The 25,165-nt window shown below is 62.7% G+C and carries 21 protein-coding genes and 1 pseudogene; 18 read left to right on the top strand and 4 right to left on the bottom strand.

All coding sequences use genetic code 11. From position 1 onward, the window contains the following. The first annotated feature begins 110 nt into the window (after nt 1–110). On the top strand, nt 111–1,595 hold the full coding sequence (locus BW992_RS18120) for a helix-turn-helix transcriptional regulator (RefSeq protein WP_076406862.1): 1,485 nt from the start codon (nt 111–113) through the stop codon (nt 1,593–1,595). 239 nt (nt 1,596–1,834) lie between these two features. Beyond that, complete coding sequence (locus BW992_RS18125; RefSeq protein ID WP_072396108.1) at nt 1,835–2,083, top strand: DUF1652 domain-containing protein; 249 nt, start codon at nt 1,835–1,837, stop codon at nt 2,081–2,083. Nucleotides 2,084–2,132: 49 nt separating this feature from the next. Here the strand turns inward: BW992_RS18125 and BW992_RS18130 are convergent, their stop codons facing one another. Then, on the bottom strand, nt 2,133–3,518 hold the full coding sequence (locus tag BW992_RS18130; protein ID WP_072396111.1) for a sensor histidine kinase: 1,386 nt from the start codon (nt 3,516–3,518) through the stop codon (nt 2,133–2,135). Continuing rightward, the gene (locus tag BW992_RS18135; protein WP_072396113.1) at nt 3,496–4,179 is read right to left on the bottom strand and encodes a response regulator transcription factor; all 684 of its coding nucleotides are present in this window, start codon (nt 4,177–4,179) and stop codon (nt 3,496–3,498) included. Before BW992_RS18135 ends, BW992_RS18130 begins: the two co-directional genes overlap by 23 nt. 293 nt (nt 4,180–4,472) lie before the next feature. Here BW992_RS18135 and hcnA point away from each other — a divergent pair, with 293 nt between their 5' ends. From hcnA to hcnC, 3 genes are read left to right on the top strand one after another with little or no spacing between them, the layout of a single operon-like run. Next, nucleotides 4,473–4,796, top strand: a complete 324-nt coding sequence (gene hcnA / locus BW992_RS18140) for a cyanide-forming glycine dehydrogenase subunit HcnA (protein ID WP_072396115.1) — start codon at nt 4,473–4,475, stop codon at nt 4,794–4,796. Then, nucleotides 4,793–6,202 carry a cyanide-forming glycine dehydrogenase subunit HcnB gene (gene hcnB, locus BW992_RS18145; protein ID WP_076406863.1) on the top strand — a complete coding sequence of 470 codons (1,410 nt, stop codon included), beginning with the start codon at nt 4,793–4,795 and terminating at the stop codon, nt 6,200–6,202. The genes hcnA and hcnB overlap by 4 nt, the downstream gene beginning before the upstream one ends. Further along, a complete protein-coding gene (gene hcnC, locus BW992_RS18150) occupies nt 6,195–7,472 on the top strand; it encodes a cyanide-forming glycine dehydrogenase subunit HcnC (protein WP_072459019.1) in 1,278 nt (425 codons plus the stop codon). The genes hcnB and hcnC overlap by 8 nt, the downstream gene beginning before the upstream one ends. A 557-nt stretch (nt 7,473–8,029) precedes the next feature. On the opposite strand, the pseudogene BW992_RS27580 reads toward hcnC, so the two are convergent. Both BW992_RS27580 and BW992_RS18160 read right to left on the bottom strand, forming a co-directional pair. Beyond that, nucleotides 8,030–8,347: pseudogene (locus tag BW992_RS27580) on the bottom strand (glutathione S-transferase N-terminal domain-containing protein); the annotation flags it as partial. Beyond that, entirely contained in the window at nt 8,313–9,227 is a 915-nt protein-coding gene (locus BW992_RS18160) for a MurR/RpiR family transcriptional regulator (RefSeq protein WP_072396142.1), read from the bottom strand. The gene BW992_RS18160 and the pseudogene BW992_RS27580, both read right to left, overlap by 35 nt. 311 nt (nt 9,228–9,538) lie before the next feature. Here BW992_RS18160 and BW992_RS18165 point away from each other — a divergent pair, with 311 nt between their 5' ends. The 13 genes from BW992_RS18165 (at nt 9,539) to BW992_RS18220 (ending at nt 25,144) form a co-directional block, all read left to right on the top strand. Then, on the top strand, nt 9,539–11,476 hold the full coding sequence (locus BW992_RS18165; RefSeq protein WP_076406865.1) for a bifunctional 5-dehydro-2-deoxygluconokinase/5-dehydro-2-deoxyphosphogluconate aldolase: 1,938 nt from the start codon (nt 9,539–9,541) through the stop codon (nt 11,474–11,476). 100 nt (nt 11,477–11,576) lie between these two features. After that, nucleotides 11,577–12,470, top strand: a complete 894-nt coding sequence (gene iolE, locus BW992_RS18170; protein WP_072396146.1) for a myo-inosose-2 dehydratase — start codon at nt 11,577–11,579, stop codon at nt 12,468–12,470. Next, entirely contained in the window at nt 12,467–13,276 is an 810-nt protein-coding gene (gene iolB / locus BW992_RS18175) for a 5-deoxy-glucuronate isomerase (protein ID WP_072396148.1), read from the top strand. The genes iolE and iolB overlap by 4 nt, the downstream gene beginning before the upstream one ends. Before the next feature lie 42 nt (nt 13,277–13,318). Continuing rightward, nucleotides 13,319–14,140 (top strand): TIM barrel protein, encoded by an 822-nt coding sequence (locus tag BW992_RS18180; protein WP_076406866.1) that lies wholly within the window; start codon nt 13,319–13,321, stop codon nt 14,138–14,140. A gap of 142 nt (nt 14,141–14,282) precedes the next feature. Next, nucleotides 14,283–16,214: a 3D-(3,5/4)-trihydroxycyclohexane-1,2-dione acylhydrolase (decyclizing) gene (iolD, locus tag BW992_RS18185; protein ID WP_076406867.1), complete on the top strand. Its 1,932-nt coding sequence runs from the start codon at nt 14,283–14,285 to the stop codon at nt 16,212–16,214. A 32-nt stretch (nt 16,215–16,246) separates the two neighbouring features. Beyond that, on the top strand, nt 16,247–17,257 hold the full coding sequence (locus tag BW992_RS18190; protein WP_076406868.1) for a Gfo/Idh/MocA family protein: 1,011 nt from the start codon (nt 16,247–16,249) through the stop codon (nt 17,255–17,257). Between the two features lie 134 nt (nt 17,258–17,391). Further along, nucleotides 17,392–18,444: a Gfo/Idh/MocA family protein gene (locus BW992_RS18195; RefSeq protein ID WP_072396156.1), complete on the top strand. Its 1,053-nt coding sequence runs from the start codon at nt 17,392–17,394 to the stop codon at nt 18,442–18,444. Nucleotides 18,445–18,582: 138 nt separating this feature from the next. Further along, on the top strand, nt 18,583–18,735 hold the full coding sequence (locus BW992_RS27095) for a hypothetical protein (protein WP_165887479.1): 153 nt from the start codon (nt 18,583–18,585) through the stop codon (nt 18,733–18,735). Nucleotides 18,736–18,788: 53 nt separating this feature from the next. Then, the gene (locus tag BW992_RS18200; RefSeq protein ID WP_072396167.1) at nt 18,789–19,715 is read left to right on the top strand and encodes a sugar ABC transporter substrate-binding protein; all 927 of its coding nucleotides are present in this window, start codon (nt 18,789–18,791) and stop codon (nt 19,713–19,715) included. Between the two features lie 80 nt (nt 19,716–19,795). After that, nucleotides 19,796–21,358 carry a sugar ABC transporter ATP-binding protein gene (locus tag BW992_RS18205; RefSeq protein ID WP_072431458.1) on the top strand — a complete coding sequence of 521 codons (1,563 nt, stop codon included), beginning with the start codon at nt 19,796–19,798 and terminating at the stop codon, nt 21,356–21,358. A gap of 223 nt (nt 21,359–21,581) precedes the next feature. Further along, entirely contained in the window at nt 21,582–22,604 is a 1,023-nt protein-coding gene (locus BW992_RS18210; protein ID WP_072396170.1) for an ABC transporter permease, read from the top strand. Between the two features lie 347 nt (nt 22,605–22,951). Beyond that, entirely contained in the window at nt 22,952–23,356 is a 405-nt protein-coding gene (locus BW992_RS18215) for a TraR/DksA family transcriptional regulator (RefSeq protein ID WP_072396172.1), read from the top strand. Between the two features lie 564 nt (nt 23,357–23,920). After that, complete coding sequence (locus tag BW992_RS18220) at nt 23,921–25,144, top strand: methyl-accepting chemotaxis protein (RefSeq protein ID WP_440776466.1); 1,224 nt, start codon at nt 23,921–23,923, stop codon at nt 25,142–25,144. Nucleotides 25,145–25,165 lie beyond the last annotated feature (21 nt).

A 25,165-nucleotide genomic window follows, 5' to 3' on the forward strand; every position in this document is an offset into this window, starting at 1 on the left:
ACCCGAACGAACATCATCGGCATCGTCCCTGTCGGGCACCTTTCTCCAGGGAACGCGTCACCCTCGGGAAGGGTCGTACCACCATGCCTTGTCGATCACATGGAGACCCAATGAACCAAGACGTCCCCAATGCCGATACCAACCGTCGCCAGTTGCTGCAGATCATCGCCGGGCTGTCGGACGGGGTGATGCTGATCGAAGTCGACCAGACGATCGCGTGGGCCAATGAGGCCGCATTGACCATGCACGGCGTCAGCGATCTGAATGACCTGGGTGGCAACGCCAAGGGGTACGCCCAGCGTTTCAACCTGCGCTATCGCAACAATCACGCGTTGCCCGAGGACAACTACCCCATCGCCCGGGTGGCCCGTGGCGATGAGTTCAGCGACGTGCTGGTGGAAGTCACCCCCAAGGCCGATCCCGATCGCACCTGGGTCCATCGGATCCGCAGCATGGTGCTGACCGACCGTGGCGGTGAACCGGAATACCTGGTGTTGATCCTCAGTGATGCCACCGAATGGGCCAGCGCCGAGCAGCGTTTCGAAAAAACCTTTGCCGCGAACCCGGCGCCGGCGGTGATCTGCCGTCTCAGTGACCTGCGCTATATCAAGGTCAATCCGGGTTTCCTGGAGATGACCGGCTACAGTCGCGACCAGGTGATCGGTCGTTCAGTCTATGAACTGGACGTGCTGGAAGCCGCGGAAAAACGTGACCTGGCCGTCGAGCGCCTGGGGCAGGGCGCGACCATTCCGCAGATGCAGGCCGAGCTGAGACTGCCCGATGGCGGCAGCAAACAGGTGATCGTCGCCGGCCAGCCACTGGACCTGCAGGACGAAGACTGCATGCTGTTTTCCTTCATGGACATGGAGCCGCGCCGCAAGGCCGAGACTGCGTTGCGCCAGAGCGAAGAGCGCTTCGCCAAGTCGTTCCGACTGTCTCCCGTGCCTACCCTGGTATGCAGCGCCGAGCAACAGTTGCTGGAAATCAACGAAGCGTTCCTGGAAGCCACCGGTTATGCCAGCGAAGAGCTGCTGGGCAAGACCGTTGAAGAAATCGGCTTTATCGACAGCGAAGCCAGCGCCGCCCTGTTCGCCAAGCTGGAGAAGGCCGCCACGGTTTCAAGGATCGACGTCAAGGTGCAGAAAAAAGGTGGTGAGCTCATCGATTGTGAAGTGGCCGCCGATACGGTGCTGATACAGGACAAACCTTGCTACCTGTTGGTGCTGATGAACATCACCGAACGCAAGCGCTCGGAGCTGGAGCTGGTGGCTGCCATCGAAGAGGTGATGAAGGATGCTTCCTGGTTCAGCCGGACCCTGATTGAAAAACTGGCCAATGTGAAAAGCATCAACGCACCGGTTCCCAGCGTGTCGTTCACCGAGCTGACCGCCCGGGAACGTGATGTGCTGGGGCTGATCTGCCAGGGACTGGCCGACAAGGAAATCGCCGCACGCTTGAAACTGGCCCCCAATACCGTGCGCAATCATGTGGCGACGCTGTATTCGAAGCTGGACGTCCATAGCCGTAGCGAGGCGATAGTGTGGGCGCGGGAACGGGGTCTGTTCGCCAATGAGTGGCGCATGAAGGCACCATGATAGCCAGTGCAAATGTACCTGGCCCGTTGGTGCAAATTCGGGTTTTGCCTGTAGCCAGGCTTCCTTACGCTGTCGGGGTGCGACGTCGTCGGTGATGTCGCGTCCCCCACGAAACAGTCAAGGAATACGCCACATGTGCAGCAAGCCAATCGAATGCGGGATTGACAGGACGTCTACGCGGGTCCGGAAGCCGCAGCTGTCCGCCATTCATTCGAACCCGTGGACCTGAGGTGCAGCGCATGACTCACCTGGCTCCCTTGCGTGCTCGTCTCGAAGAGAATTTTACGCCCCTGGCCTGCGAATGCAGCCTCAATGGCGACGGCACCCTGACCGTGCGCCTCTATCACCGTGAAAGCGGTGAAGTCGATCTGGTAGTAAGCGGCATGAGCATCGACAGCGTCCGGTCGGAAGAAAGCATTGCAAAGCTGATCGAAGAACTGCGTTATGAGCTGGGCAACACTCCGCTGTATCGCGGTGATCCCGCCTGAAACTCCCTTCACCACCCCCTTCATTGCAAAGCCACGTCCTGGTTGATCGCTACAGCAGCGTCGCTCGGCAATCGAGCGCCAGGCGGGCTCCGCCCTGTTCGCTGCTGTCCACCTCAAGTGTAAATCCGTGCAGATTGACAATCGCCGCCACGATGGACAGGCCCAGGCCGAATCCACCGTGCTGGCTGCTGCCCTCTGCGCGATAGAAACGCCGGAACACGGCCTTGCGTTCCGCCTCCGGGATGCCGGGGCCGGAGTCGAGTACTTCGATGCGCGTGCTGTCGCCCTGGTCCACGCCCCGCAGGACGACCTCGCCTCCCGGCGGTGTGAACTTGATGGAATTGCTCAGCAGGTTCGACACGGCTTCGAACAGCAGCGCCCGGTCGCCATTGAGCAGGGGCAAGGTCTCGGGCACGTCGAGGCGGAAGGTCAGTTCGCGTTCTTCGGCCAGGGGCAGGTAGAAGTCGTGCAGTTCCTGCAAGAGTTGCAACGGGTCCAGGCGCACGAAACCCGAACGGCGCTGCTGGTCTTCCAGTTCGGAGATCCGCAGCAGCCCGCGAAACCGAGCCATCAGGGTATCCGTCTCGGCAATCACCTGATCCATCTGCAAGGCTTCGGGCGAGCCCTCTGCCGCTTCCTGCTGGATCCGGTAAAGCTGGGCGCGCAAGCGGGTGAGGGGCGTGCGCAGGTCGTGGGCGATGTTGTCGCACACGCCCTTGACCTCGTTCATCAGGCGCTCGATGCGATCGAGCATGGCGTTGACGATCGCCGCCAGCATGTCCAGTTCGTCGCGGCGGCTCGACAGTGGCAGGCGATGGGTGAGGTCGCCGGCCACGATGGCCTCGGCGCTGGCCTGCAGTTTGCGGATGCGCTGCAGTGGTCGGCGGCGCAGCAGATGCCAACCGGCGAGGCCCGGCAGGATGGTCAGCGACACGCCCCAGAACAATGCCCGCAGGATGATGTGCGTGACGGCGAAGAGCGAACCGTTGTCCCGTGCCAACACCAGCCAGCGTCCGTCCTGGGTCCGGGTCGCCACCGCATCGCAACTGTCCGAGGGCACGCCGGGGGCGTCGGAGTCGACGCAGCCGCCCAGCATGTGGATCTTGCCGTCCAGCGGCAGGTCGGCCGGAATCCGCTGGATCGGCCCGCTCAGGTGCCGCAGTTGCGGATCGAACAGGCCATAGGCATCGACCCCGCGCTCGTCCAGGGTCAGGCTGGCCATGAGCGCGTCCTCCAGCTGGTCGGCATGGATGCGGGCAAACAGGTGCTGGCGCTGCATCAGGGAGTGTTTGGCCAGGCTGTCGAGGTAGCCGAATACTTCGTAATACATCACCCCCATCAACAGAGCGCTCCAGATCACGAACAGCGCGCTGTACAGCGCCAGCAGGCGGCTGCTGGAGGAGCGCCAGCCCTTAGCGGGGTTCAGCAATGACATAGCCGGAACCTCGCACGGTGCGAATCAGGGGTTCCAGGCCCGGCGGGTCGATCTTCTTGCGCAGACGACCAATGTGCACGTCGATCAGGTTGGTGCCGGGGTCGAAGTGATAGCCCCAGACTTCCTCGAAAATCATCATGCGCGAAAGGATCTGTCCGCTGTTGCGCATCAGGAATTCCAGCAACTTGTACTCGGTGGGCAACAGGCTGAGCAGTTGCCCGTTGCGGCTGGCCTCGCGGCTGATCAGGTTCAGTTCCAGGTCGGCGACCCGAAGGGCGGTTTGCGTTTCCTGGGCGCCGTTGTTGCGGCGCAGCAACACTTCGACACGAGCCGCCATCTCGTCGGTAGCGAAGGGCTTGGTCAGGTAGTCGTCGCCGCCGGCCCGGAGACCGCGTACCCGTTCATCCACATCGGACAGGGCGCTGATCATCAGGATCGGCGTCGCCACGCCCATGTTGCGCAGTGTGGTGACGATCACCAGGCCGTCGAGCTCGGGCAGCATGCGGTCGAGGGTAATCAAGTCGTAATCGCCGCTCACCGCGCGTTCCAGACCTTCGCGGCCATTGTCGACCCAGTCGACGCTCAGGCCGTTGCGGGTCAGCTCGGCGACGATCTCACGGGCGGTCACGGCGTCGTCTTCGATGGTCAGGATGCGGTTCATGGGCGGTACCGGGTTGAGAAATTGATGCCATTGCGCGGCATTCTGCCAAAGATTACCTGTCGGCTTTCTGAAAAAAAGTTCATCGAAGCCGCCAGCGATTTCCCTGGCCTGGATCAACACTTGGTCACAAATTATCCCTAACATGCGTTTCGCCCGCACTATCATGTGGCATCGATTGCCCCGCCTTGGCGCGCTCGCGCTGACGCAGGCACCGACGCAACCGGTGATGGTGTGCTGCAAGGAGCCGAGACCTCACTGGTCCTTCAATAAAAGCATCAAGGAAGAGCAGCATCATGCAGTCTCAAGACCTTCTACGCCGAAAATTCGACATCCAGCCCCTGGCCAGGGCCGACATGACGGTGTGCCTGGACGGGCGGATCGTCGACGCCGCCCACGGCGAAACCGTTCTTACCGTCATCCAGTCCCTGGGCCAGCGCCAGGTGGCCCGCAACGATCACCAGCAGATCAGCGGCGCGTATTGCGGCATGGGCGTGTGCCATTGCTGCCTCGTCAAGATCGATGGGCGTCACAAGCGCCGCGCCTGCCAGACCCGGGTGCGTCCCGGCATGCAGATCGAGACCCGGGCCAACCGCATCGCCGAAACGGAGGCGCCATGAGCCTCGATCCGGTGATTGTCGGCGGTGGGCCGGCGGGCATGGCCGCAGCCATCGAGCTGGCGGCCCATGGGGTGCGCAGCACTTTGCTCGAAGAGGCGCCGCGCCTGGGTGGCGTGGTCTATCGTGGGCCGTTGCGCGACGGTGTGAGCCTGGACTACCTGGGTTCCCGCTATAGCCAGGCCCTGAACAGGCTTCACGGTGAGTTTCGCCAGTACGCCGGGCTGATCGACGTTCGGCTCGACAGCCGCGTCGTCGGAGCCGAAGGGTTCCGGGCGCTGATGCTGCTGGATGCCGACGAGCGTTTGCGGGAAGTCGCCTATTCCCATCTGGTATTGGCGGCCGGTTGCCATGAGCGCAGCGTGCCGTTTCCCGGCTGGACGCTTGCCGGGGTGATGATGCTGGGTGGGTTGCAGCTACAGATCAAGAGCGGGGTGGTCAAGCCGCCCAGTCCGGTGGTGATCGCGGGCACCGGCCCGCTGCTGCCCCTGGTGGCCTGCCAGCTGCATGCTTCAGGCGTGGCCGTGGCCGGCGTGTACGAGGCGTGCGCATTGGGCAGGATCGCCAAGGAAAGCCTGGCCTTGCTGAACAAGCCACAGCTGTTTCTCGACGGCCTGAGCATGCTGGGCTATCTCAAGCTGCACGGCATTGCGGTGCGTTATGGCTGGGGCGTGGTGCGGGCCGATGGCGACGGTGAGCTGAGCTGTGTCACCGTCGCGCCTTATTCCAGCGACTGGGAGCCGGACCTGGCCCGTGCCGAACAAGTGCCGGCCCAGACCCTGGCGGTCGGCTACGGCTTCATTCCACGCACCCAGTTGAGCCAGCAGATGGGCCTGGAGCATGGCTTCAGCGACGACGGCTACCTCAGGGCGGTGTCCGATGCCTGGCAGCAAAGCAGCGAGGCCCATATCCACCTGGCTGGCGACATGGGCGGGATCCGTGGCGGTGAAGCGGCCATGCTGAGCGGGCGCATCGCCGCGCTATCGATCCTGATGCAAGGCAATGTGCTCGACCCTCGTACCGCCCTTGAGCGCCGCGAGCGCTACCAGGCGCAACTGGACCGCATCGTGAGCTTCCGCGCCGCCGTGGACCGATACACTCGCCGCGGTGCCGGGCAAATCGCGCTGCCCGCCGCCGATACGGTGATCTGCCGCTGCGAGCACGCCACCCGCGCTGATATCGACCGGGCCCTGGAGCAGGGCGTGCAGGACATGGCCAGCCTGAAAATGCGCACCCGGGTGAGCATGGGCGACTGCCAGGGGCGGATGTGCGTCGGCTATTGCAGCGACCGGCTGCGCGAAGCCACCGGACGTGGGGATGTGGGCTGGTTGCGACCGCGCTTCCCCATCGACCCGGTGCCCTTTTCAGCGTTCCAGAACGTAGGCCAGGAGGGCGTACGGCATGACTGAGTATCAGAGCCTGAAGGATTACGACGTGGTCATCGCCGGTGGCGGTGTGATCGGGGCTTCGTGTGCCTATCAGTTGTCCAAGCGCAAGCATTTGAAGATCGCGCTGATCGATGCCAAGCGCCCGGGCAATGCCACCCGGGCTTCCGCGGGAGGCCTGTGGGCCATCGGCGAGTCCGTGGGGCTGGGGTGCGGGGTGATTTTCTTTCGCATGATGTCGGCCAACCGCAAGCGCCAGGCCCAGGGCGCCGCCGTGGCGGTGGACGCCAGTACGCCGCACATCCTGCCGCAATCGTTCTTCGACTTCGCCTTGCAGTCCAACGCCTTGTATCCGCAATTGCACCGGGAGTTGATGGACAACCACGGCATGGATTTCAAGTTCGAGGAGACCGGGCTCAAATTCGTGATCTATGACGATGAGGACCGCTTGTACGCCGAGCATATCGTCGCCTGCATCCCGCACCTGGCGGACCAGGTCCGCTGGCTCGACCAGGCCGCCCTGCGCGAGGCCGAGCCGAATGTCAGCCACGAGGCCCGGGGAGCGCTGGAGTTCCTGTGCGATCATCAGGTCAGTCCGTTCCGCCTGGCGGACGCCTATACCGAAGGCGCTCGACAGAACGGCGTCGACCTGTTCTTCAACACCAACGTCACCGAGGTCCTGCGCAAGGGCACGCGGGTCACCGGGGTGAAGACCGCCGAGGCGGGCACCTTCAATTGCCGGACCCTGATTAACGCCGCCGGTGCCTGGGCGGCGGACCTGAGTGAGCAGGCCACCGGCGTGCGGATTCCGGTCAAGCCGGTCAAGGGCCAGATCCTGTTGACCGAACGCATGCCGAAGATCCTCAAGGGCTGCCTGACCACCAGCGATTGTTATGTGGCCCAGAAGGACAACGGCGAAATCCTGATTGGCAGCACCACCGAAGACAAAGGCTTTGACGTGACCACCACGTACCCGGAAATCGAGGGGTTGGTCCAGGGTGCAGTGCGGTGCATCCCGCAATTGGCCGACATCAACCTGAAGCGGACCTGGGCCGGCCTGCGCCCTGGATCTCCCGACGAGTTGCCGATCCTGGGGCCGATGCGGGGCGTGGAAGGCTACCTCAATGCCTGCGGGCATTTCCGCACCGGCATCCTGACCTCGGCCATCACCGGGGTATTGCTGGACAAATTGGTGAACGACGAGCCGTTGCCACTGGACATCACGCCGTTCCTGGCGGATCGGTTCGAGGTGGCACCAGCGTTCGTGGAGCCGAAGGAAGTGGAACCGGCCTGAGCAAATCCTGTTTGGGATCTGTGGCGAATACCTATCCCGCCGTCACCCGAAAACAAACTGTGGGAGCGAGCTTGCTCGCGATAGCGTAAGGTCAGTCAGCATCCATGTTGGCTGGTACCCCGCCATCGCGAGCAAGCTCGTTCCCACAGGGATCCGGGGTGAATCAGAATCCTGCGCTCGACCGCCATCGCCGGTTATTCCATCGGCGTGCTGACAAACGCCTCCAACCCTTCGGCATAGGCGGTGAACGCGCTGATCGAAGGAAAGGACTTGCCCTGCACCTGATCCGGTACCACCAGGTTGGTGAAGCTCCAGGCCACTGCCAGGGTGATGCCTGCCTGATCGAGTGAGCCGTCGGTGACCAGGGGCTGTTTCACCAGTTCCTGTTCGAGCATGCCATAGGCCGCCGCCAGTTGGCCTTCAACGCGTTCGACCCAGGGGGCGTGTTGGATTTCTGTCGGCCGCAGGTTGCGTTCGTAGTAGATCTGCACCGACTTCTCGCACGCCGCCAGGGCCAGGCCGATAAGGCGCAGGGTGCGCAGCCGTTGCCCGCTGTCGACCGGCATCAGGCTTTTGCCCGGGGTGGCCAAGACCTCGAGGTGGTCGATGATCAACGTGGAGTCCATCAGCACCGCGCCATCGTCGAGCACCAGGGTCGGCGCCTTGACCACCGGGTTGATGCGCTGGAACTGTTCGAACTGCCTGAACACCGAAATCGATTCATGTTCCAGGGCAATGTCCAGGCATTTGGCGGAAATGGCGACGCGTCGTACGTATGGCGAGTCCAGCATGCCGATCAGTTTCATGGTGCTTCCTTCTGTGGTTGGACGGTCCGGGTTTCTAGTCCTCGAATCCTGCCTGTTCGTGGATTTCATCGACCTTGAGCTCCAGCCGGTAGGCCACGGCAATGAACAATGCCTGGCACAGGCAAAGGGTAGCGCTCAGGGAGCGAAACGCGAACGAGCTGCCTTCGTTTACCAGCAACACCGTATTGGCCCGTTTGGCCAGGGGCGACAGGTTGCTGTCGGTGATGATCAGGGTCTTGGCCTGGTGATGCTGGGCGATGCGCAGGCAATGCTGGGTTTCCTTGCCGTACGGGGTGAAGCTGATGGCGATCACCAGGTCGTTGGCCCGGACGCTGCGCATCTGCTCGCGATAGCTGCCACCGAGCCCGGACACCAGGTGAATGCGCTTGTTGGTGTGTTGCAGGTTGTACACCAGGTAATCGGCTACCGCGAAGGAACGCCGGACGCCCACCACATAGATATTGTCGGCATTGACCACCAGGTCCACGGCCTTGTCGAACGCCTGGTCGTCCAGTTCCAGCCCCAATCGCTCGATGCCCGAGAGTGTGGCGTTGATGCATTCGCGCGCCAGGTCGCCGCCGCAGGCCTTCTGGGATTTGTTGGCGATCATGCTGCGAATGCGCTGCTGGTAGTTCTGTACCGGCGTGGTCTTGTGGGTGTAGGCCTCCCGGAACAGCGCCTGCATTTCACTGAACCCGCTGAAACCGAAGCGTTGGGAAAAACGCACGATGGCCGACGGATGCACTTCGCATTCGCGAGCGATATCACTGATACGGTCGACCATGATGCGGTCGCTTTGCTGGCTCATGTAGCTGGCGATGCGTTTGAGCTGGCGCGGCAGGCTTTCATATTCCTCGGTGATCAGTTGCAACAGGCGTTCGGCATTGATCGGTGGGGTTGCGAGGGCGGACGCGCGCTCGGACGGCTCCGGCAGATCGGGGCGGGTCATAGAAAATCCTTCTGGCTTGTTCTTATAGGGCGGTCCGATAACGTCCCGGCCCTCGACAACAGGTTGGCTGGTCGCAGTCTACAGCGTAGGCGCAAGGAAAATAATGAGCGCGGCAGGCGACGTGACCTGCTGAAACGATGCACTGCGCCTGTCGCGGTTCCGAGCACAGGGTATTGGAAAAAATATTCCACGTAAAAAATTTATAGAATAATTATTGATATTTGCCCGTGGCTCGTTTTAGTCTGCATCCACCAACGCGTTGGCACCGCTCCGGCGGCGAACGCAGGCTGATAAAAATAACAGGAGCCAGCATGGGCCAGACTCGTTTTGCCAGTGGGCGTCAATTGGATGTGATCTGCCTGGGACGCCTGGGTGTCGACCTGTATGCGCAACAAGTCGGGGCGCGGCTGGAAGATGTCACAAGCTTCGCCAAATACCTGGGTGGCTCATCGGCCAACATCGCTTTCGGCACCGCTCGGCTCGGGCTCAGGTCCGCCATGCTGAGCCGGGTAGGGGACGACCACATGGGACGCTTCCTGGTGGAGTCCCTGGCCCGTGAGGGCTGCGATGTCAGCGGCATCAAGGTCGATCCGCAACGCCTGACCGCCCTGGTGCTGCTGGGTATCAAGGACCGGGAAACCTTCCCCCTGGTGTTCTACCGGGAAAACTGCGCCGACATGGCGTTGCGCGCCGAAGACATAAACGAGGCCTTTATCGCCTCCAGCAAGGCCCTGTTGATCACCGGCACTCATTTCTCCACCGACAGCGTCTACAAGGCCAGTATCCAGGCGCTGGACCATGCCCAGAAGCACAACGTCAGGCGGATCCTGGACATCGATTATCGCCCGGTGCTCTGGGGCTTGGCCGGCAAGGCCGATGGCGAGACCCGTTTCGTGGCCGACCAGACCGTCAGCCGGCATGTGCAAGGCATCCTTCCGCGTTTTGACCTGATCGTCGGCACCGAGGAGGAATTCCTGATCGCCGGTGGCAGCACGGATCTGCTGGCCGCGCTGCGCACCGTGCGTTCGCTGACGGCGGCGACCCTGGTGGTCAAGCTCGGCCCGCAGGGTTGCACGGTGATCCACGGCGCCATCCCCGACCGGCTTGAAGACGGTGCGATCTATCCGGGCGTCAAGGTGGAGGTCCTGAATGTCCTGGGGGCCGGCGATGCCTTCATGTCGGGCTTTCTCGCCGGCTGGCTGGAGGAAGCCGACGATGCGCGCTGCTGCCAGTTGGCCAATGCCTGTGGCGGCCTGGTGGTGTCGCGCCATGCCTGTGCCCCGGCGATGCCGACCCGGGCCGAACTCGATTACCTGTTCGACAGCCCGGTGCCCATCACCCGGCCGGACCAGGATGTCGTATTGCAACGGCTTCATCAGGTCAGTGTGCCTCGCAGGGCCTGGAAACAACTGTTCATCTTTGCCTTCGATCACCGTTGGCAACTGGTGGAACTGGCTCAAAAAGGCGACCGGGACCTGAGCAGCATCGGCGCGCTCAAGCAACTGTTCATCCAGGCGGTGGAGCGAGTCGAAGTCGATCTGCGTCGCCAGGGCATCGAGGCGGACGTCGGGTTGCTGGCCGATCAACGTTTCGGCCAGGATTCCCTCAATGCCGCCACCGGACGCGGCTGGTGGGTGGCGCGCCCGGTGGAGGTGCAAGGCTCGCGGCCGCTGGCTTTCGAGCATGGCCGCTCCATCGGCAGCAACCTGATCGCCTGGCCTGGCGAGCAGATCATCAAGTGTCTGGTGCAATTTCATCCCGATGACGAGCCGCTGCTGCGCCTGGAGCAGGAGGCGCAGTTGATGGGGTTGTACAAGGCATCCCAGGTCAGTGGCCATGAACTGCTGCTGGAAGTCATCCCGCCCAAGGATCATCCATCGCCGCATCCGGACGTGCTCTATCGCGCCTTGAAGCGCCTCTACAACCTGGGGATCTTTCCGGCCTGGTGGAAGATCGAAGCCCAGACCGCAGAGCAGTGGAAGCAACTCGATGAGTTGATCCAGCAGCGCGATCCGTACTGCCGTGGTGTGGTGCTGCTGGGCCTCAATGCTCCGGCCTCGGCCCTGGCCGAAGGTTTTCGCCAGGCCAGCCAGAGCACTACCTGCCGGGGTTTTGCCGTGGGGCGCACGATCTTCCAGGAACCGAGCCGAGCCTGGCTGGCGGGGGAGATCGATGACGAAACGCTGATCAGGCAGGTACAGGGCACGTTCGTGGAACTGATCGACGCGTGGCGAGCGGCCCGGGCGTGACCGATGGAACAAGCATCCGTGGCGAGGGGATAACCCCCCTTGCCACAGTAGTGTTGCGTTCACCCATGCATTCAGTTTGAAAACAATAAAAGGTGCAGCCATGCCCGCGATTCGAATTGGCATCAACCCGATTTCCTGGAGCAACGACGACTTGCCCTCGTTGGGCGGCGAGACACCGTTGAGCACCGCGCTGAGCGAGGGCAAGGCCATCGGCTATGAAGGTTTCGAGCTCAACGGCAAGTTTCCCAAGGACGCCAAGGGTGTGGGCGATGTGCTGCGCCCCTATGACCTGGCACTGGTCTCGGGTTGGTATTCCAGTCGTCTGGCCCGACGCTCGGCAGCCGAGGAAATCGACGCCATTGCCAGCCATGTCGAGTTGCTGGCGCAGAATGGCGCCACGGTGCTGGTCTACGGGGAAGTCGCCGACTCCATCCAAGGCCAGCGGATTCCCCTGATCGAGCGGCCGCGCTTTCACACCGACGAGGCCTGGCAGGCCTATGCCGACAAGCTGACCGAACTGGCCCGCTTCACGTTGTCCCAGGGGGTGCGTCTGGCCTATCACCATCACATGGGCGCTTATGTCGAGTCGCCTTCGGACATCGACAAGTTGATGGCTCTGACCGGTAGCGAAGTCGGCCTGCTGTTCGACTCGGGACACTGCTACATGGGCGGCGGCGAACCGCTGCAAGTCTTGCGCAAGCACATCGAGCGGATCTGCCACGTGCATTTCAAGGATGTGCGCAAGCCGGTGGTGCAGCTGGCGCGCAACAACCTGTGGAGCTTTCCCGACTGCATCATCAACGGCACCTTCACCGTGCCGGGGGATGGCGACATCGACTTCGCCGCGTTGCTCGACGTCCTGTTGGCCGCCGACTACCAGGGATGGCTGGTGGTGGAGGCCGAGCAGGATCCCGCCGTGGCGCCGAGCTATGTGTATGCCAAGAAGGGCTACGACACCCTGCGCGCCTTGCTGCAAGAGAGGATCCCGGCATGAGCCTGTTGATCAAGAGTCAAGCCAGCGGCCGGACCGTGGTGGCGTTGCCCCCGGGCGAGCTGGAATACGTCGGCTTCACGGCCTGTCGCCTGAGCCTCGGCGAAACCCTGCCGGTGGCCGCGGCCGACAAGGAGCTGTGCCTGGTGCTGCTCAGCGGGCGTATCGGTCTGAAGGGCGAGGCGCCGGGGCAGGGCGTTTTCGATTGGGACAACCTGGGTGATCGCCAGTCGGTGTTCGAGGACAAGTCGCCCTATGCCGCCTACCTGCCCCCCGGCAGCCAGGCGCTGGTGACCGCCTTGAGCGACGTGCAACTGGCGGTATGTGCCGCCCCGGGTTCGGCCGGAAACGAGTACGGCCCGCGCCTGATCCTGCCCGACAGCATGAAGCGCAGCGTTCGCGGCAAGGGTGCCAACACCCGGTATGTCTGCGACATCCTGCCGGACAGCGAGCCAGCCCATTCGCTGCTGGTGGTGGAGGTGCGCACGCCTTCGGGCCATTCGTCCAGCTACCCGCCCCACAAGCACGACACCGACGACCTGCCGCACCAGAGCTTCCTGGAAGAAACCTATTACCACCAGATCAGTCCGCCCCAGGGCTTCGTGTTCCAACGGGTCTATACCGACGATCGCAGCATCGACCAGGCCATGGCCGTGGAAAACAGCGACCTGGTCGTGGTGCCCAAGGGGTACCACCCGGTCAGCGTGCCCTACGGGTACGAGTCGTACTACCTGAATGTCATGGCCGGCCCGAAGCGGGTCTGGCAGTTCCATAACGACCCGCAGCACAGTTGGCTGCTGGACCTCTGAACGTCCCATCGCCCGTTTTGCACGAATGCCGGAGGAATAACAATGAACAAGCCCCTGCGTTTTGCCTTGAACCGAATGGTTGCGCCACGCCTGTCACTGCCTGAGTTCATCGACCTGGCCCTGGCCTTGAAAACCGATGCCATTGAAATCCGCAACGATCTGCAGGGCGTCGAGATCGAGAACGGCATGGCACCGGCCAGCGTGCGCCAGTTATGCGAGGCGCGGGGCATCAAGGTGCTGTCGATCAATGCCCTTTACCCTTTCGATGTGTGGAACGAAGAGCGCCGTGTCCAGGCCGTGAGGCTGGCCGACTACGCCCGCGAATGTGGTGCCCAGGGGCTGGTGATGTGTCCATTGAACGATCGCGCCGACCCGCGCAGCGAGGCCGAACGTTCGGCGGGGCTGCGTACCGCCCTCGGTGAGCTGGCGCCGATCCTGCGGGCCTTCGGTGTCTACGGCTATATCGAGCCCCTGGGGTTCGAGGAGTGCTCGCTGCGCCTCAAGCGCACGGCGGTGGAAGCGATCGCGGACACCGATACCCAGGATGTGTTTCGCCTGGTGCATGACACCTTTCACCATCATCTGGCGGGGGAGCGGGAGTGCTTTGCCGAGTTGACCGGCCTGGTGCACATCTCCGGCGTCGAAGATGCCCTGGCGCCCCTGGCGACGATCCGGGACGGTCACCGGGTGCTGGTGGGCGAGGGCGATATCCTCGGCAATGCCGCGCAGATCGAAGCGTTGGGGGCCGGCGGGTATGACGGCTACCTGTCCTTCGAACCGTTCGCCGAAAGCGTCCATCAGTTGGCCGACCTGCGCCAGGCGCTGGGAGCGAGCATGAATCACCTGCAGAACTCCCAGGCCTGACTGCCGTGTCGGGAAACTTTTCATGTGGGAGCGGGCTCGCCCGTCCAGGCGTCGGCATCGCATCGATGTCGCTGGCACGGCGCCTGCCCGGGGCAGGCCGGCTTCCACGCTCGATCGAGTTGCGTTTGAAAAAGGTGCAAGCATGTCCACAACACGACTGACCATGGCCCAGGCCCTGGTGAAATTCCTCGATAACCAGTATGTCGAGGTCGACGGCGTCCAGAGCAAGTTCATCGCCGGCGTCTTTACCATATTCGGTCACGGCAACGTGCTGGGCCTGGGCCAGGCGCTGGAGCAGGACAGCGGCGACCTGGTGGTGCACCAGGGGCGTAACGAGCAGGGCATGGCCCACGCCGCCATCGGCTTCGCCAAGCAGCACCTGCGTCGGAAAATCTATGCCTGCACCTCATCGGTCGGCCCCGGCGCGGCGAACATGCTGACCGCTGCCGCCACGGCCACCGCCAACCGTATCCCGTTGCTGCTGTTGCCCGGCGATGTCTATGCCAGCCGCCAGCCGGACCCGGTCCTGCAACAGATCGAGCAGTTCCACGACCTGAGCATCAGCACCAACGATGCGTTCAAGGCCGTGAGCAAATACTGGGACCGGATCAATCGCCCCGAACAATTGATGACCGCCGCGATCCACGCCATGCGCGTGCTCACCGACCCTGCCGAGACCGGCGCGGTGACCCTGGCGCTGCCCCAGGACGTACAAGCCGAGGCCTACGACTACCCTGACTATTTCCTGCAAAAGCGCGTGCATCGGATCGACCGCCGGCCGGCCACCGAGGCGATGCTGGGGGATGCCCTGGCATTGCTCAAGGGCAAGCGCAAGCCGCTGATCATCGCGGGCGGGGGCGTGAAGTATGCCGGCGCCAACGCCGCCCTCCAGGGGTTCGCCGAACGCTTCGAGATCCCCTTCGCCGAGACCCAGGCCGGCAAGAGCGCGGTGGTGTCCAGCCATCGTCTGAACGTGGGCGGTATCGGCGAAACCGGCTGCCTGGCGGCGAACCTGCTGGCCAAGGAAGCGGACCTGATCATCGGTATCGGTACTCGCTACAGCGATTTCACCACCGCCTCGAAATGGCTGTTCCAGCACCCGGAGGTGCAGTTCCTAAATCTCAACATCAGCCCATGCGACGCGTTGAAGCTCGATGGCGTGCAACTGGTGGCCGATGCCCGTTCGGGACTCGAGGCCTTGTCGTGCACCCTGGGCGACTATCGCGCCGAATGGGGCGGGCGCATCGCCGAAGCCAGGGCTCGACTGGATGCCGAGGTGGACCGGGTCTACCAGGCCGACTATCGAACCGAGGATTTCGTCCCGGAAATCAACGACCGCACGGACCCGGCGGTGTTGCGCGAATTCATCGAACTCACCGGCTCCTGCCTGACCCAGAGTCGTGTACTGGGTACCCTCAACGAAACCCTGGACGACGACGCCATCATCGTGGCCGCCGCTGGCAGCCTGCCTGGCGACTTGCAGCGCAGCTGGCGCAGCAAGGGCGTGAACACCTACCACGTCGAGTACGCGTATTCCTGCATGGGGTATGAGGTGAATGCGGCGTTGGGCGTGAAGCTCGCCGAGCCTGGAAAAGAGGTATATGCCCTGGTGGGCGATGGCTCCTACATGATGTTGCATTCGGAGCTGGCGACCTCGATCCAGGAACGGCGCAAGATCAATGTGGTGCTGCTGGACAACATGACCTTCGGCTGCATCAACAACCTGCAGATGGAACATGGCATGGACAGCTTCGGCACTGAATTCCGCTTCCGCAACCCGGACACCGGCAAGCTCGACGGCGGCTTCGTACCGGTGGATTTCGCCATGAGCGCGGCGGCCTATGGCTGCAAGACCTACAGGGTCAAGACCCTCGAGGAACTGCACGCGGCCCTGGCCGATGCGCGACGGCAGACCGTCTCGACCCTGATCGACATCAAGGTCCTGCCCAAGACCATGATCCACAAGTACTTGTCATGGTGGCGTGTCGGCGTGGCGCAGGTCTCCACCAGCACCCGTACCGATGAGGTCGCCCGCACCCTCAATGAACGACTGGCCCAGGCCCGTCAGTACTGATTGCCCCACCCAAACAACACAAGGAGTTGCAAATGTCTTTGAAGCTGGGCGTCATCGGCACCGGGGCCATCGGCCAGGATCATATCCGTCGTTGCAGCCAGACCTTGCTCAACAGCCAGGTGGTGGCGGTGACTGACATCAACCTCTCCCAAGCGGCAAAGGTCGTGGCCGACCTGAACCTCGCCGCCGAGGTGTGCCCCGATGGACATGCATTGATCAAGGCCCCGGAAGTGGAGGCGATCCTGGTCACCTCCTGGGGACCGAGCCACGAGGAATTCGTGCTGGCGGCCATCGCGGCCGGCAAGCCGGTGTTCTGCGAAAAACCCCTGGCGGTGACGGCCGAAGGCTGCCGCAGGATCGTCGACGCCGAGGTGGCCCATGGCAAGCGCCTGGTGCAGGTGGGTTTCATGCGGCCTTACGACCAGGGGTACCGGGCGCTCAAGGCGGTGATCGACAGCGGACAGATCGGCGAGCCGCTGATGCTGCACTGCGCTCACCGCAACCCGAGGGTGGGGGAGAACTACAAGACCGACATGGCCATCACCGACACCCTGATCCATGAGCTGGATGTGCTGCGCTGGTTGCTGGCCGACGACTACGTCTCGGTGCAGGTGGTGTTTCCACGCAAGACCAGCAAGGCCCTGGCTCACTTGCGTGACCCGCAGGTGGTGCTGCTGGAGACCGCCAGGGGCACTCGCATCGACGTGGAGGTGTTCGTCAATTGCCAGTACGGCTACGACATCCAGTGCGAAGTGGTGGGGGAGACCGGCATCGCCCGGCTTGCGGAACCGTCCCAGGTCCAGCTGCGCAGTGAGGCCAAACTGTCCAATGCCATCCTGATGGATTGGAAGGACCGTTTCATCGCCGCCTATGACGTCGAGCTGCAGGCATTCATCGATGGCGTGCGCGCCGGCCAGGTGGGTGGACCGTCGGCCTGGGATGGGTTTGCGGCGGCGGTGGCGGCGGATGCCTGTATTGAGGCGCAGCAGAGTGGGCAGATCGTCAAGGTCAGCTTGCCCGAGCGTCCGCCCTTCTACGGTTAACCCCAATCCCCTGTGGGAACGGGCTTGCTCGCGATAGCGGTGGGTCAGGCAACATTAATACTGGCTGATCCGACGCCATGGCGAGCAAGCTCGCTCCCACAGAGGACAGTGTCATATCCAGACAAGGAGCTTTCATGCGAATCGGACTAGTCGGCTACGGCAAGGGTGGGCGGTTTTTTCACGCGCCGCTGATCAGCAGCCTGCCGGGGGCTACGTTCGTCGGCGTGGTGACCCGGTCCGTCGAGCGACGCCAGCAGTTGGCGAGTGATTACCCACACGTCCAGGCTTTTGACACCCTCGCCGAACTGGTGGCGGCGGGCATCGACGCGGTGGTGGTGTCCACGCCTTTGGACGGCCGCCCGGCGGTGGTGATGGAGGCGATTGAACTCGGTGTGGCGGTGGTCAGCGACAAACCTTTTGCCCGGGACGCCGCGCAGGCCGAGGCAATGGTGGTGGCGGCCGAGCGGTGCAATGTGCCGCTCTGTGTTTACCAGAACCGTCGCTGGGATTCGGATTACCTGACCCTGCGCAAACTGCTGGCGTCCGGAGCCTTGGGGCAGGTCATTCGTTTCGAGTCCAGTGTCGAGCGCTATTCACCGACATCGGTTGGCAAAGGCAGCGGTGGTGGTTTCCTGCGCGATCTGGGCAGCCATCTGGTGGACCAGGCGCTGCAATTGTTCGGGCCGGTGACCAGGGTCTACGCCGAGCTGGACTACCGCCAGCCAGGCCAGGTATTCGACAACGGCTTCTTTGTGTCCCTGACCCATGCCAACGGCGTGGTTTCCCACCTGAGCGGCAACTGCCTGCAAAACGCACCGCGGCCGCGCTTTCGGGTCAGCGGCAGCGAGGGCAGTTATACCGTCGAAGGCCTCGATGGCCAGGAAGCCCTGGCGCTTGCCGGGTTGAGCCCGGCGACGGAGGGGGAACGCTGGGGTACCGAGGAACATCGACGCTGGGGGTGGTTCGAACAGGGTGGCGAGCGCGAGCGCGTGGCATCGGAGCGGGGTTGCTGGATCGAGTTCTACCAACGCCTGCAGCTCGCCTTGCAGGGCGCTGGCCCGCTGCCGGTCCAGGCCCGTGACGCCTGGGCGACGACCTCTATCCTGGACGCCGCCCGGCAGAGCGCCGAGGGGGGCGAAGTGCAGGTATTGCCCACGCCTGTCGGCCATGGAATAAAAGACGAATAAAATTCTAAAATAAGTTGATGTGGAAAATATTTTCCAATAAAGTCGTTTCCAGGTTACCGACACCCTGTTCCCATCCGTTGCCTGTCCTGAACGGATGACGAACTCAACAAAAACAAGAAACACAGCCAGGTACCGTCGATGAAAACCTTCAACCGTTCTGCGTTTCACCTGCCCCGTCCGTTGCGCCTGTCCGCAATTCTTCCTCTGTTCGAATCCCTGTGCATCCAGCGCCAAGGCGCCGTGGTGTGTTGCGTGCCGGGGGCGCCCATCGTGCGCCTGCCCCGTTCCTGAGAGCCGTCTCGCCTTATCCATAAAATCAACAAGAATGTGGAGAAAGACCGTTCATGAAGATCAAGACCCGTATCGCCTCGCTGGCCCTGTCGTTGATGTTCGCCAGCGGTGCTGCCCTGGCGGACCTGAAGATCGGCGTCAGCATGTCGCAGTTCGATGACACCTGGCTGACCTACCTGCGCGAATCCATGGACAAGAAAGCCAAGTCCATGCCGGACGGCGTCACGTTGCAATTCGAGGACGCCCGCAGCGATGTGGTCAAGCAACTGAGCCAGGTGGAAAGCTTCATCAGCCAGAAGGTCGACGCCATCATCGTCAACCCGGTGGACACCGCCGCGACCCAGCGCATCACCAAGGCCGCCGTGGCCGCGGGCATTCCCCTGGTCTACGTCAATCGTCGGCCCGATGACCTGAAATTGCCGGCGGGCGTGGTGACCGTCGCCTCCGACGACCTGGAAGCCGGGCGGATGCAGATGCAGTACCTGGCGCAAAAGATGGGCGGCAAGGGCAATATCGTGATCCTGCTGGGAGACCTGGCCAACAACTCCACCACCAACCGTACCAAGGGCGTCAAGGAAGTACTGGCCAAATACCCCGATATCAAGATCGAGCAGGAACAGACCGGGACCTGGTTGCGCGACAAGGGCATGACCCTGGTCAACGACTGGCTGACCCAGGGGCGCGAGTTCCAGGCGGTGGTGGCCAACAACGATGAGATGGCCATTGGCGCCTCGATGGCCCTGAAACAGGCCGGCCAGAAAAAAGGCAGCGTTTTGATCGCCGGGGTCGATGGCACGCCGGACGGCTTGAACGCCATCAAGAAGGGCGACATGGCGGTCTCGGTGTTCCAGGACGCCAAGGGCCAGGCGGATGGCTCCATCGATACAGCCGTGAAAATGGTCAAGAAACAAGCGGTGGAGCCGGCGGTGTGGGTGCCGTATCGCCTGATCACCCCGGAAAACGTCGCCCAGTTCAAGTGACGTCCAGCGCAGCCTCGGTCCGACCACACTAATCAGCAGGCAAGGTCGCCACGCCGATCTTGCCGAGGGAGTACCTGATCATGTTCGCCTCAGCGACTGCTTCGAGCGCCCCGGCAATGACTGTCCAGCCGGGCACACTACCTGACGAACCCTACCTGTTGGAGGTCGTCAATGTCAGCAAGGGGTTCCCTGGCGTGGTGGCCCTGTCCGACGTGCAATTGCGGGTACGTCCCGGTTCCGTGCTGGCCCTGATGGGGGAAAACGGCGCGGGCAAGTCCACCCTGATGAAGATCATCGCCGGCATCTACCAGCCGGATGCCGGTGAATTGCGCCTGCGAGGCAAGCCGGTGGCGTTCGACACGCCCCTGGCCGCGTTGCAGGCCGGCATCGCGATGATCCACCAGGAGTTGAACCTGATGCCCCACATGAGCATCGCCGAAAACATCTGGATCGGCCGCGAACAGCTCAACGGCCTGCACATGATCGATCACGGGGAAATGCACCGCTGCACCGCCAGGTTGCTGGAGCGCCTGCGCATCAACCTCGATCCCGAGGAACAGGTAGGCAACCTCAGCATTGCCGAGCGGCAGATGGTGGAAATCGCCAAGGCCGTGTCCTACGACTCCGACATTCTCATCATGGATGAACCGACCTCGGCCATCACCGAAACGGAAGTTGCCCATCTGTTTTCCATCATTGCCGACCTCAAGTCCCAGGGCAAAGGCATCATCTACATCACCCACAAGATGAACGAAGTGTTTGCCATCGCCGACGAGGTGGCGGTGTTCCGCGATGGTGCCTACATCGGCCTGCAACGGGCCGACAGCATGGATGGCGACAGCCTGATTTCGATGATGGTCGGGCGTGAGTTGAGCCAGCTTTTCCCGGAGCGGGAAACGCCCATCGGCGAACAGGTCCTGGCGGTACGCGACCTGAGCCTGGACGGTGTCTTCAAGGGGGTGTCCTTCGACCTGCATGCCGGGGAGATCCTGGGGATCGCCGGGTTGATGGGGTCGGGGCGGACCAATGTGGCCGAGGCGATCTTTGGCGTGACCCCGGCGACCGGCGGCCAGATTCTGCTCGACGGCCAACCGGTGCGCATCAGTGACCCGCACATGGCCATCGAGAAAGGTTTTGCGCTGTTGACCGAGGACCGCAAACTCAGTGGGCTGTTCCCGTGCCTGTCGGTACTGGAAAACATGGAAATGGCGGTGTTGCCCCATTACGTCGGCAACGGCTTCATCCAGCAGAAGGCCCTGCGAGCCCTGTGCGAAGACATGTGCAAGAAACTCAGGGTCAAGACCCCTTCCCTGGAGCAGTGCATCGACACCCTGTCCGGCGGCAACCAGCAGAAAGCGCTGCTGGCCCGCTGGCTGATGACCAACCCACGCATCCTGATCCTCGATGAGCCGACCCGGGGCATCGACGTCGGCGCCAAGGCCGAGATCTACCGGCTGATTGCCTTCCTCGCCAGCGAGGGCATGGCGGTGATCATGATTTCTTCGGAGCTGCCTGAGGTGCTGGGCATGAGCGACCGGGTGCTGGTCATGCACGAGGGCGACCAGATGGGCATCCTCGACCGCAGCGAAGCGACCCAGGAACGGGTCATGCAACTGGCCTCGGGTTTGTCCGCGGTCCACTAGGTTTTGTACAAAAAGTGCCTGCGCAACGATCAGGCTGCATTGAAAACAGGCTCGTGCGAGTCCGCTCGAAAGATCATAGACAGCTCGCCAAGTCGAGCGCGTTCCTCGCCTGTTTTCGCCTTGCCTGATCGCCACTCGGCGACTTTTCGTACAAACCCTTGCGATCAAACGGTTCGACAGCGATCCCCATGCCGTCGACATGTCATGAAAAAGGTGAATGGCTATGAACGCGATACTGGAAAACAAACCCGCGGCGGCGCCGGCCAGGACGCGTCGGCGGTTGCCAACGGAGCTGAGTATCTTCCTGGTGCTGATCGGCATCGGCCTGGTGTTCGAACTGTTTGGCTGGATCATGCGCGACCAGAGTTTCCTGATGAACTCCCAGCGCCTGGTGTTGATGATCCTGCAAGTGTCGATCATTGGCCTCTTGGCCATCGGGGTGACCCAGGTCATCATCACCACCGGTATCGACCTATCGTCCGGCTCAGTGCTGGCGCTGTCGGCGATGATCGCCGCGAGCCTGGCCCAGACCTCGGATTTCGCCCGGGCGGTGTTTCCTTCCCTGACTGACCTGCCGGCCTGGATCCCCGTAGTGGCGGGGTTGGGGGTAGGCCTGCTGGCCGGTGCGATCAACGGCAGCATCATCGCCATCACCGGCATCCCGCCTTTTATCGCCACCCTCGGCATGATGGTGTCGGCCCGTGGGCTGGCGCGTTACTACACGGAAGGCCAGCCGGTGAGCATGCTGTCGGATTCCTACACCGCCATCGGCCACGGGGCCATGCCGGTGATCATTTTCCTGGTGGTGGCGGTGATCTTTCATATTGCCCTGCGCTACACCAAGTACGGCAAATACACCTACGCCATCGGTGGCAACATGCAGGCGGCACGGACCTCGGGGATCAACGTCAAGCGTCACCTGGTGATCGTCTACAGCATCGCCGGGTTGCTGGCGGGGCTGGCCGGCGTGGTCGCCTCGGCACGGGCCGCAACCGGCCAGGCGGGCATGGGCATGTCCTACGAGCTGGATGCGATTGCCGCAGCGGTCATTGGCGGCACGAGCCTGGCGGGTGGGGTGGGGCGCATCACCGGGACGGTGATCGGAGCGCTGATCCTCGGTGTCATGGCCAGCGGCTTCACCTTCGTGGGGGTCGATGCCTACATCCAGGACATCATCAAGGGCGTGATCATCGTGGTGGCGGTGGTCATCGACCAGTACCGCAACAAGCGCAAGCTCAAGCGCTGAGGCCAGGGAACGGGCCCGCCTCCGTCCCGGTCCCTGCGACAAAGCGCCACGCCTGACCGCGTGGCGTTGCCATCTGTCTTCTCAATACAGCCACGGCACCGAATTTCTTGTTATAAACGCATTCCGATAACCGCCTGGCGCCTGTCAGACGGCTTTTAAAGGGGGTGTCGGATATTTTCCCTATGTTTTCAGTTGCTGAGGCTTCGACTCGGCCTTAGACTGCCGCCCCTCGTAAATTGAGTGCCGGGTGGCGCTTGGAATAAACGGCGCCTTCCCGATGAGCGTGGCAGCTTAGTGCGGGACGCTCCATAATTCGCCTTAATGCACGTTTTTTTATAGAGAAATCAATGACAAAGGAAAAGTTGCTGGCCATGCCGGCGGATGACTACATGAATGCCGAGCAGCTGGCTTTCTTCACCAAGCTGTTGCAGAACATGAAAGTCGAAACCCACGAGCGCATCGAACAGAACCGAATCGCCATTGAAAGTCTGGATTCCCCGGCTGACCCCGCAGACGCTGCTTCCGTAGAAGAAGAGCGTACCTGGCTGGTCAACGCCATCGACCGTGACCAGCGCATGCTGCCCCAGCTGGAGCAAGCCCTGGACCGTATCAACGACGACAGCTTCGGCTGGTGTGATGACAGCGGCGAGCCGATCGGCCTCAAGCGCCTGCTGATCAGCCCGACCACCAAATACTGCATCGAAGCCCAGGAACGTCACGAGCAGATCGACAAGCACCAGCGTCAGGCCTGATTTTTCTTCCGAGAGATCGCCGTCCACGGCCGTAGAGGCCCCCGGGCGGCGATCTTTTGCTTTTTCTCATCCTCCTTTCCGTTGACCTGCTGCAAGAACCCTACTAATGGACCATGGATAATGGCTCTGTAGTGGCGTTTAATGCAGGCATAACAATGAGAAGTGGTGGTGACGAACATGGCGACAGACGGATCTCTGGCGGGTGCTGTGCCTGCCTCGGTATCGGATACCAAGGGCCCGGCGCGCTGGCTGATGCCGACCCTGCAGAGCCTCGCCCTGAGTGCACTGCTGTGTGGCATGGCGCTGGGCGGGTGGTCCTTGTACCTGGTCCTGCCCCTGGCAATGGTGATTGTCTGGTTGCCGCGCCTGCGTTCGCGGCTGGCCACCACACCTGCGGCCGACACCGATGCCGACGCCCTGGCCGGGCTGACCCGCGACCTGTCCTATACCACCAGCCATAACGCCTTGTCGGCGGCGGGCGTAGCCTATTCGGTCAAGCAACTGGCCGGTAGAGTCCAGTCGCAACTCGATGCCGCGGCACAGATCGTCAGCAATGCCGAAGCGATGATCGCCACCGAACAAGCCACCTCGCAACTCAGCCAGCAGGCCCTGGGAGCCGCCAGCGAGGCCCATCGCAGCAGCGTGGCCGGGCGCAGCGAACTGGTGGAATCCATCAGCCGCATGCACCAGCTCAGCCAGCGCGCGAACGACAGTCGCGAGCTGATCGAGGCCTTGAGCGTACGCAGCGATGAAATCCAACGGGTCACCCTGGTGATCCAGTCCATCGCCAGCCAGACCAACCTGCTGGCACTGAACGCGGCCATCGAGGCGGCACGGGCCGGTGAGCATGGCCGTGGCTTCGCGGTGGTCGCCGACGAAGTCCGTGGCCTGGCTGGCCGCACTGCCGCCGCGACCGGCGAGGTCGGGGTCATGGTGGCGGATATCCAGCAACGCACCGCCCAGGTGGTCGAGCAGATCCGCCAGTTGGCCGGTGACCTGGACAGCGGCGTCCAGCAGGTCGAGCACACCGGACAGCACTTGGAGAACATCGCCCGGCTGGCCGCCGGTGTCGAGAATCAGGTCAGTGCCATCGCCCAAGGCACCGACACCAACCGCGAGCAGCTCGACAGCCTGTTCCATGCCATCGAGCAGATGCGCAGCGACCTGTCCGTCAGCGACCAGCAGACCCAGCGTCTGGCCGAGGCGGCCGTGCAGATGGAAGGCCAGGCCGAGACCATCAGCGAGCGTCTGGCCGAGGTTGGCCTGGACGATTATCACCAGCGCATCTACGACCTGGCCCGGGAAGGGGCGCGCCAGATCGCCGCGCAGTTCGAGGAGGATGTCGACCAGGGGCGGATCAGCCTGGACGACCTGTTCGACCGTAGCTACCAGCCCATCCCCAATACCCAACCGGCCAAGTACCAGACCCGTTTCGACCGTTACACCGACCAGGTCCTGCCGGCCATCCAGGAACCCTTGCTGGCCCGGCACGAGGGCCTGGTCTTCGCAATCGCCTGCACCCAACAGGGTTATGTGCCGACCCATAACAAGGTCTTCAGCCAGCCGCTGACCGGCGATCCCCAGGTGGACACGCTGAACAACCGCACCAAACGCAAGTTTTCCGATCGTACCGGGATCCGCTGCGGCAGCCACCAGCAGCCGGTACTGTTGCAGACCTACACCCGTGATACCGGCGAACTGATGCACGACTTGTCCGTGCCGATCATGATCAAGGGGCGTCACTGGGGTGGACTGCGACTGGGGTATAAACCCGAGAAGCCGCGCTAGGCGCTGTACGAAAGCCTTGAT

Origin of the sequence: Pseudomonas sp. 7SR1, assembly GCF_900156465.1 — a bacterium.
In the GTDB taxonomy this organism is placed as follows: domain Bacteria; phylum Pseudomonadota; class Gammaproteobacteria; order Pseudomonadales; family Pseudomonadaceae; genus Aquipseudomonas.

Excerpts from the sequence above, each read along its gene's own strand:
- BW992_RS18180 (WP_076406866.1), top strand. The coding sequence starts at position 13,319 with ATGAACAAGCCCCTGCGTTTTGCCTTGAACCGAATGGTTGCGCCACGC.
- BW992_RS18205 (WP_072431458.1), top strand. The coding sequence starts at position 19,796 with ATGTTCGCCTCAGCGACTGCTTCGAGCGCCCCGGCAATGACTGTCCAG.
- BW992_RS18215 (WP_072396172.1), top strand. The coding sequence starts at position 22,952 with ATGACAAAGGAAAAGTTGCTGGCCATGCCGGCGGATGACTACATGAAT.
- BW992_RS18160 (WP_072396142.1), bottom strand. The coding sequence starts at position 9,227 with ATGACCCGCCCCGATCTGCCGGAGCCGTCCGAGCGCGCGTCCGCCCTC.
- BW992_RS18135 (WP_072396113.1), bottom strand. The coding sequence starts at position 4,179 with ATGAACCGCATCCTGACCATCGAAGACGACGCCGTGACCGCCCGTGAG.
- BW992_RS18120 (WP_076406862.1), top strand. The coding sequence starts at position 111 with ATGAACCAAGACGTCCCCAATGCCGATACCAACCGTCGCCAGTTGCTG.
- BW992_RS18190 (WP_076406868.1), top strand. The coding sequence starts at position 16,247 with ATGTCTTTGAAGCTGGGCGTCATCGGCACCGGGGCCATCGGCCAGGAT.
- BW992_RS18195 (WP_072396156.1), top strand. The coding sequence starts at position 17,392 with ATGCGAATCGGACTAGTCGGCTACGGCAAGGGTGGGCGGTTTTTTCAC.
- iolE (WP_072396146.1), top strand. The coding sequence starts at position 11,577 with ATGCCCGCGATTCGAATTGGCATCAACCCGATTTCCTGGAGCAACGAC.
- iolD (WP_076406867.1), top strand. The coding sequence starts at position 14,283 with ATGTCCACAACACGACTGACCATGGCCCAGGCCCTGGTGAAATTCCTC.
- BW992_RS18210 (WP_072396170.1), top strand. The coding sequence starts at position 21,582 with ATGAACGCGATACTGGAAAACAAACCCGCGGCGGCGCCGGCCAGGACG.
- BW992_RS27095 (WP_165887479.1), top strand. The coding sequence starts at position 18,583 with ATGAAAACCTTCAACCGTTCTGCGTTTCACCTGCCCCGTCCGTTGCGC.
- BW992_RS18200 (WP_072396167.1), top strand. The coding sequence starts at position 18,789 with ATGAAGATCAAGACCCGTATCGCCTCGCTGGCCCTGTCGTTGATGTTC.
- hcnC (WP_072459019.1), top strand. The coding sequence starts at position 6,195 with ATGACTGAGTATCAGAGCCTGAAGGATTACGACGTGGTCATCGCCGGT.
- BW992_RS18220 (WP_440776466.1), top strand. The coding sequence starts at position 23,921 with ATGATCGCCACCGAACAAGCCACCTCGCAACTCAGCCAGCAGGCCCTG.
- hcnA (WP_072396115.1), top strand. The coding sequence starts at position 4,473 with ATGCAGTCTCAAGACCTTCTACGCCGAAAATTCGACATCCAGCCCCTG.
- hcnB (WP_076406863.1), top strand. The coding sequence starts at position 4,793 with ATGAGCCTCGATCCGGTGATTGTCGGCGGTGGGCCGGCGGGCATGGCC.
- BW992_RS18130 (WP_072396111.1), bottom strand. The coding sequence starts at position 3,518 with ATGTCATTGCTGAACCCCGCTAAGGGCTGGCGCTCCTCCAGCAGCCGC.
- BW992_RS18165 (WP_076406865.1), top strand. The coding sequence starts at position 9,539 with ATGGGCCAGACTCGTTTTGCCAGTGGGCGTCAATTGGATGTGATCTGC.
- iolB (WP_072396148.1), top strand. The coding sequence starts at position 12,467 with ATGAGCCTGTTGATCAAGAGTCAAGCCAGCGGCCGGACCGTGGTGGCG.
- BW992_RS18125 (WP_072396108.1), top strand. The coding sequence starts at position 1,835 with ATGACTCACCTGGCTCCCTTGCGTGCTCGTCTCGAAGAGAATTTTACG.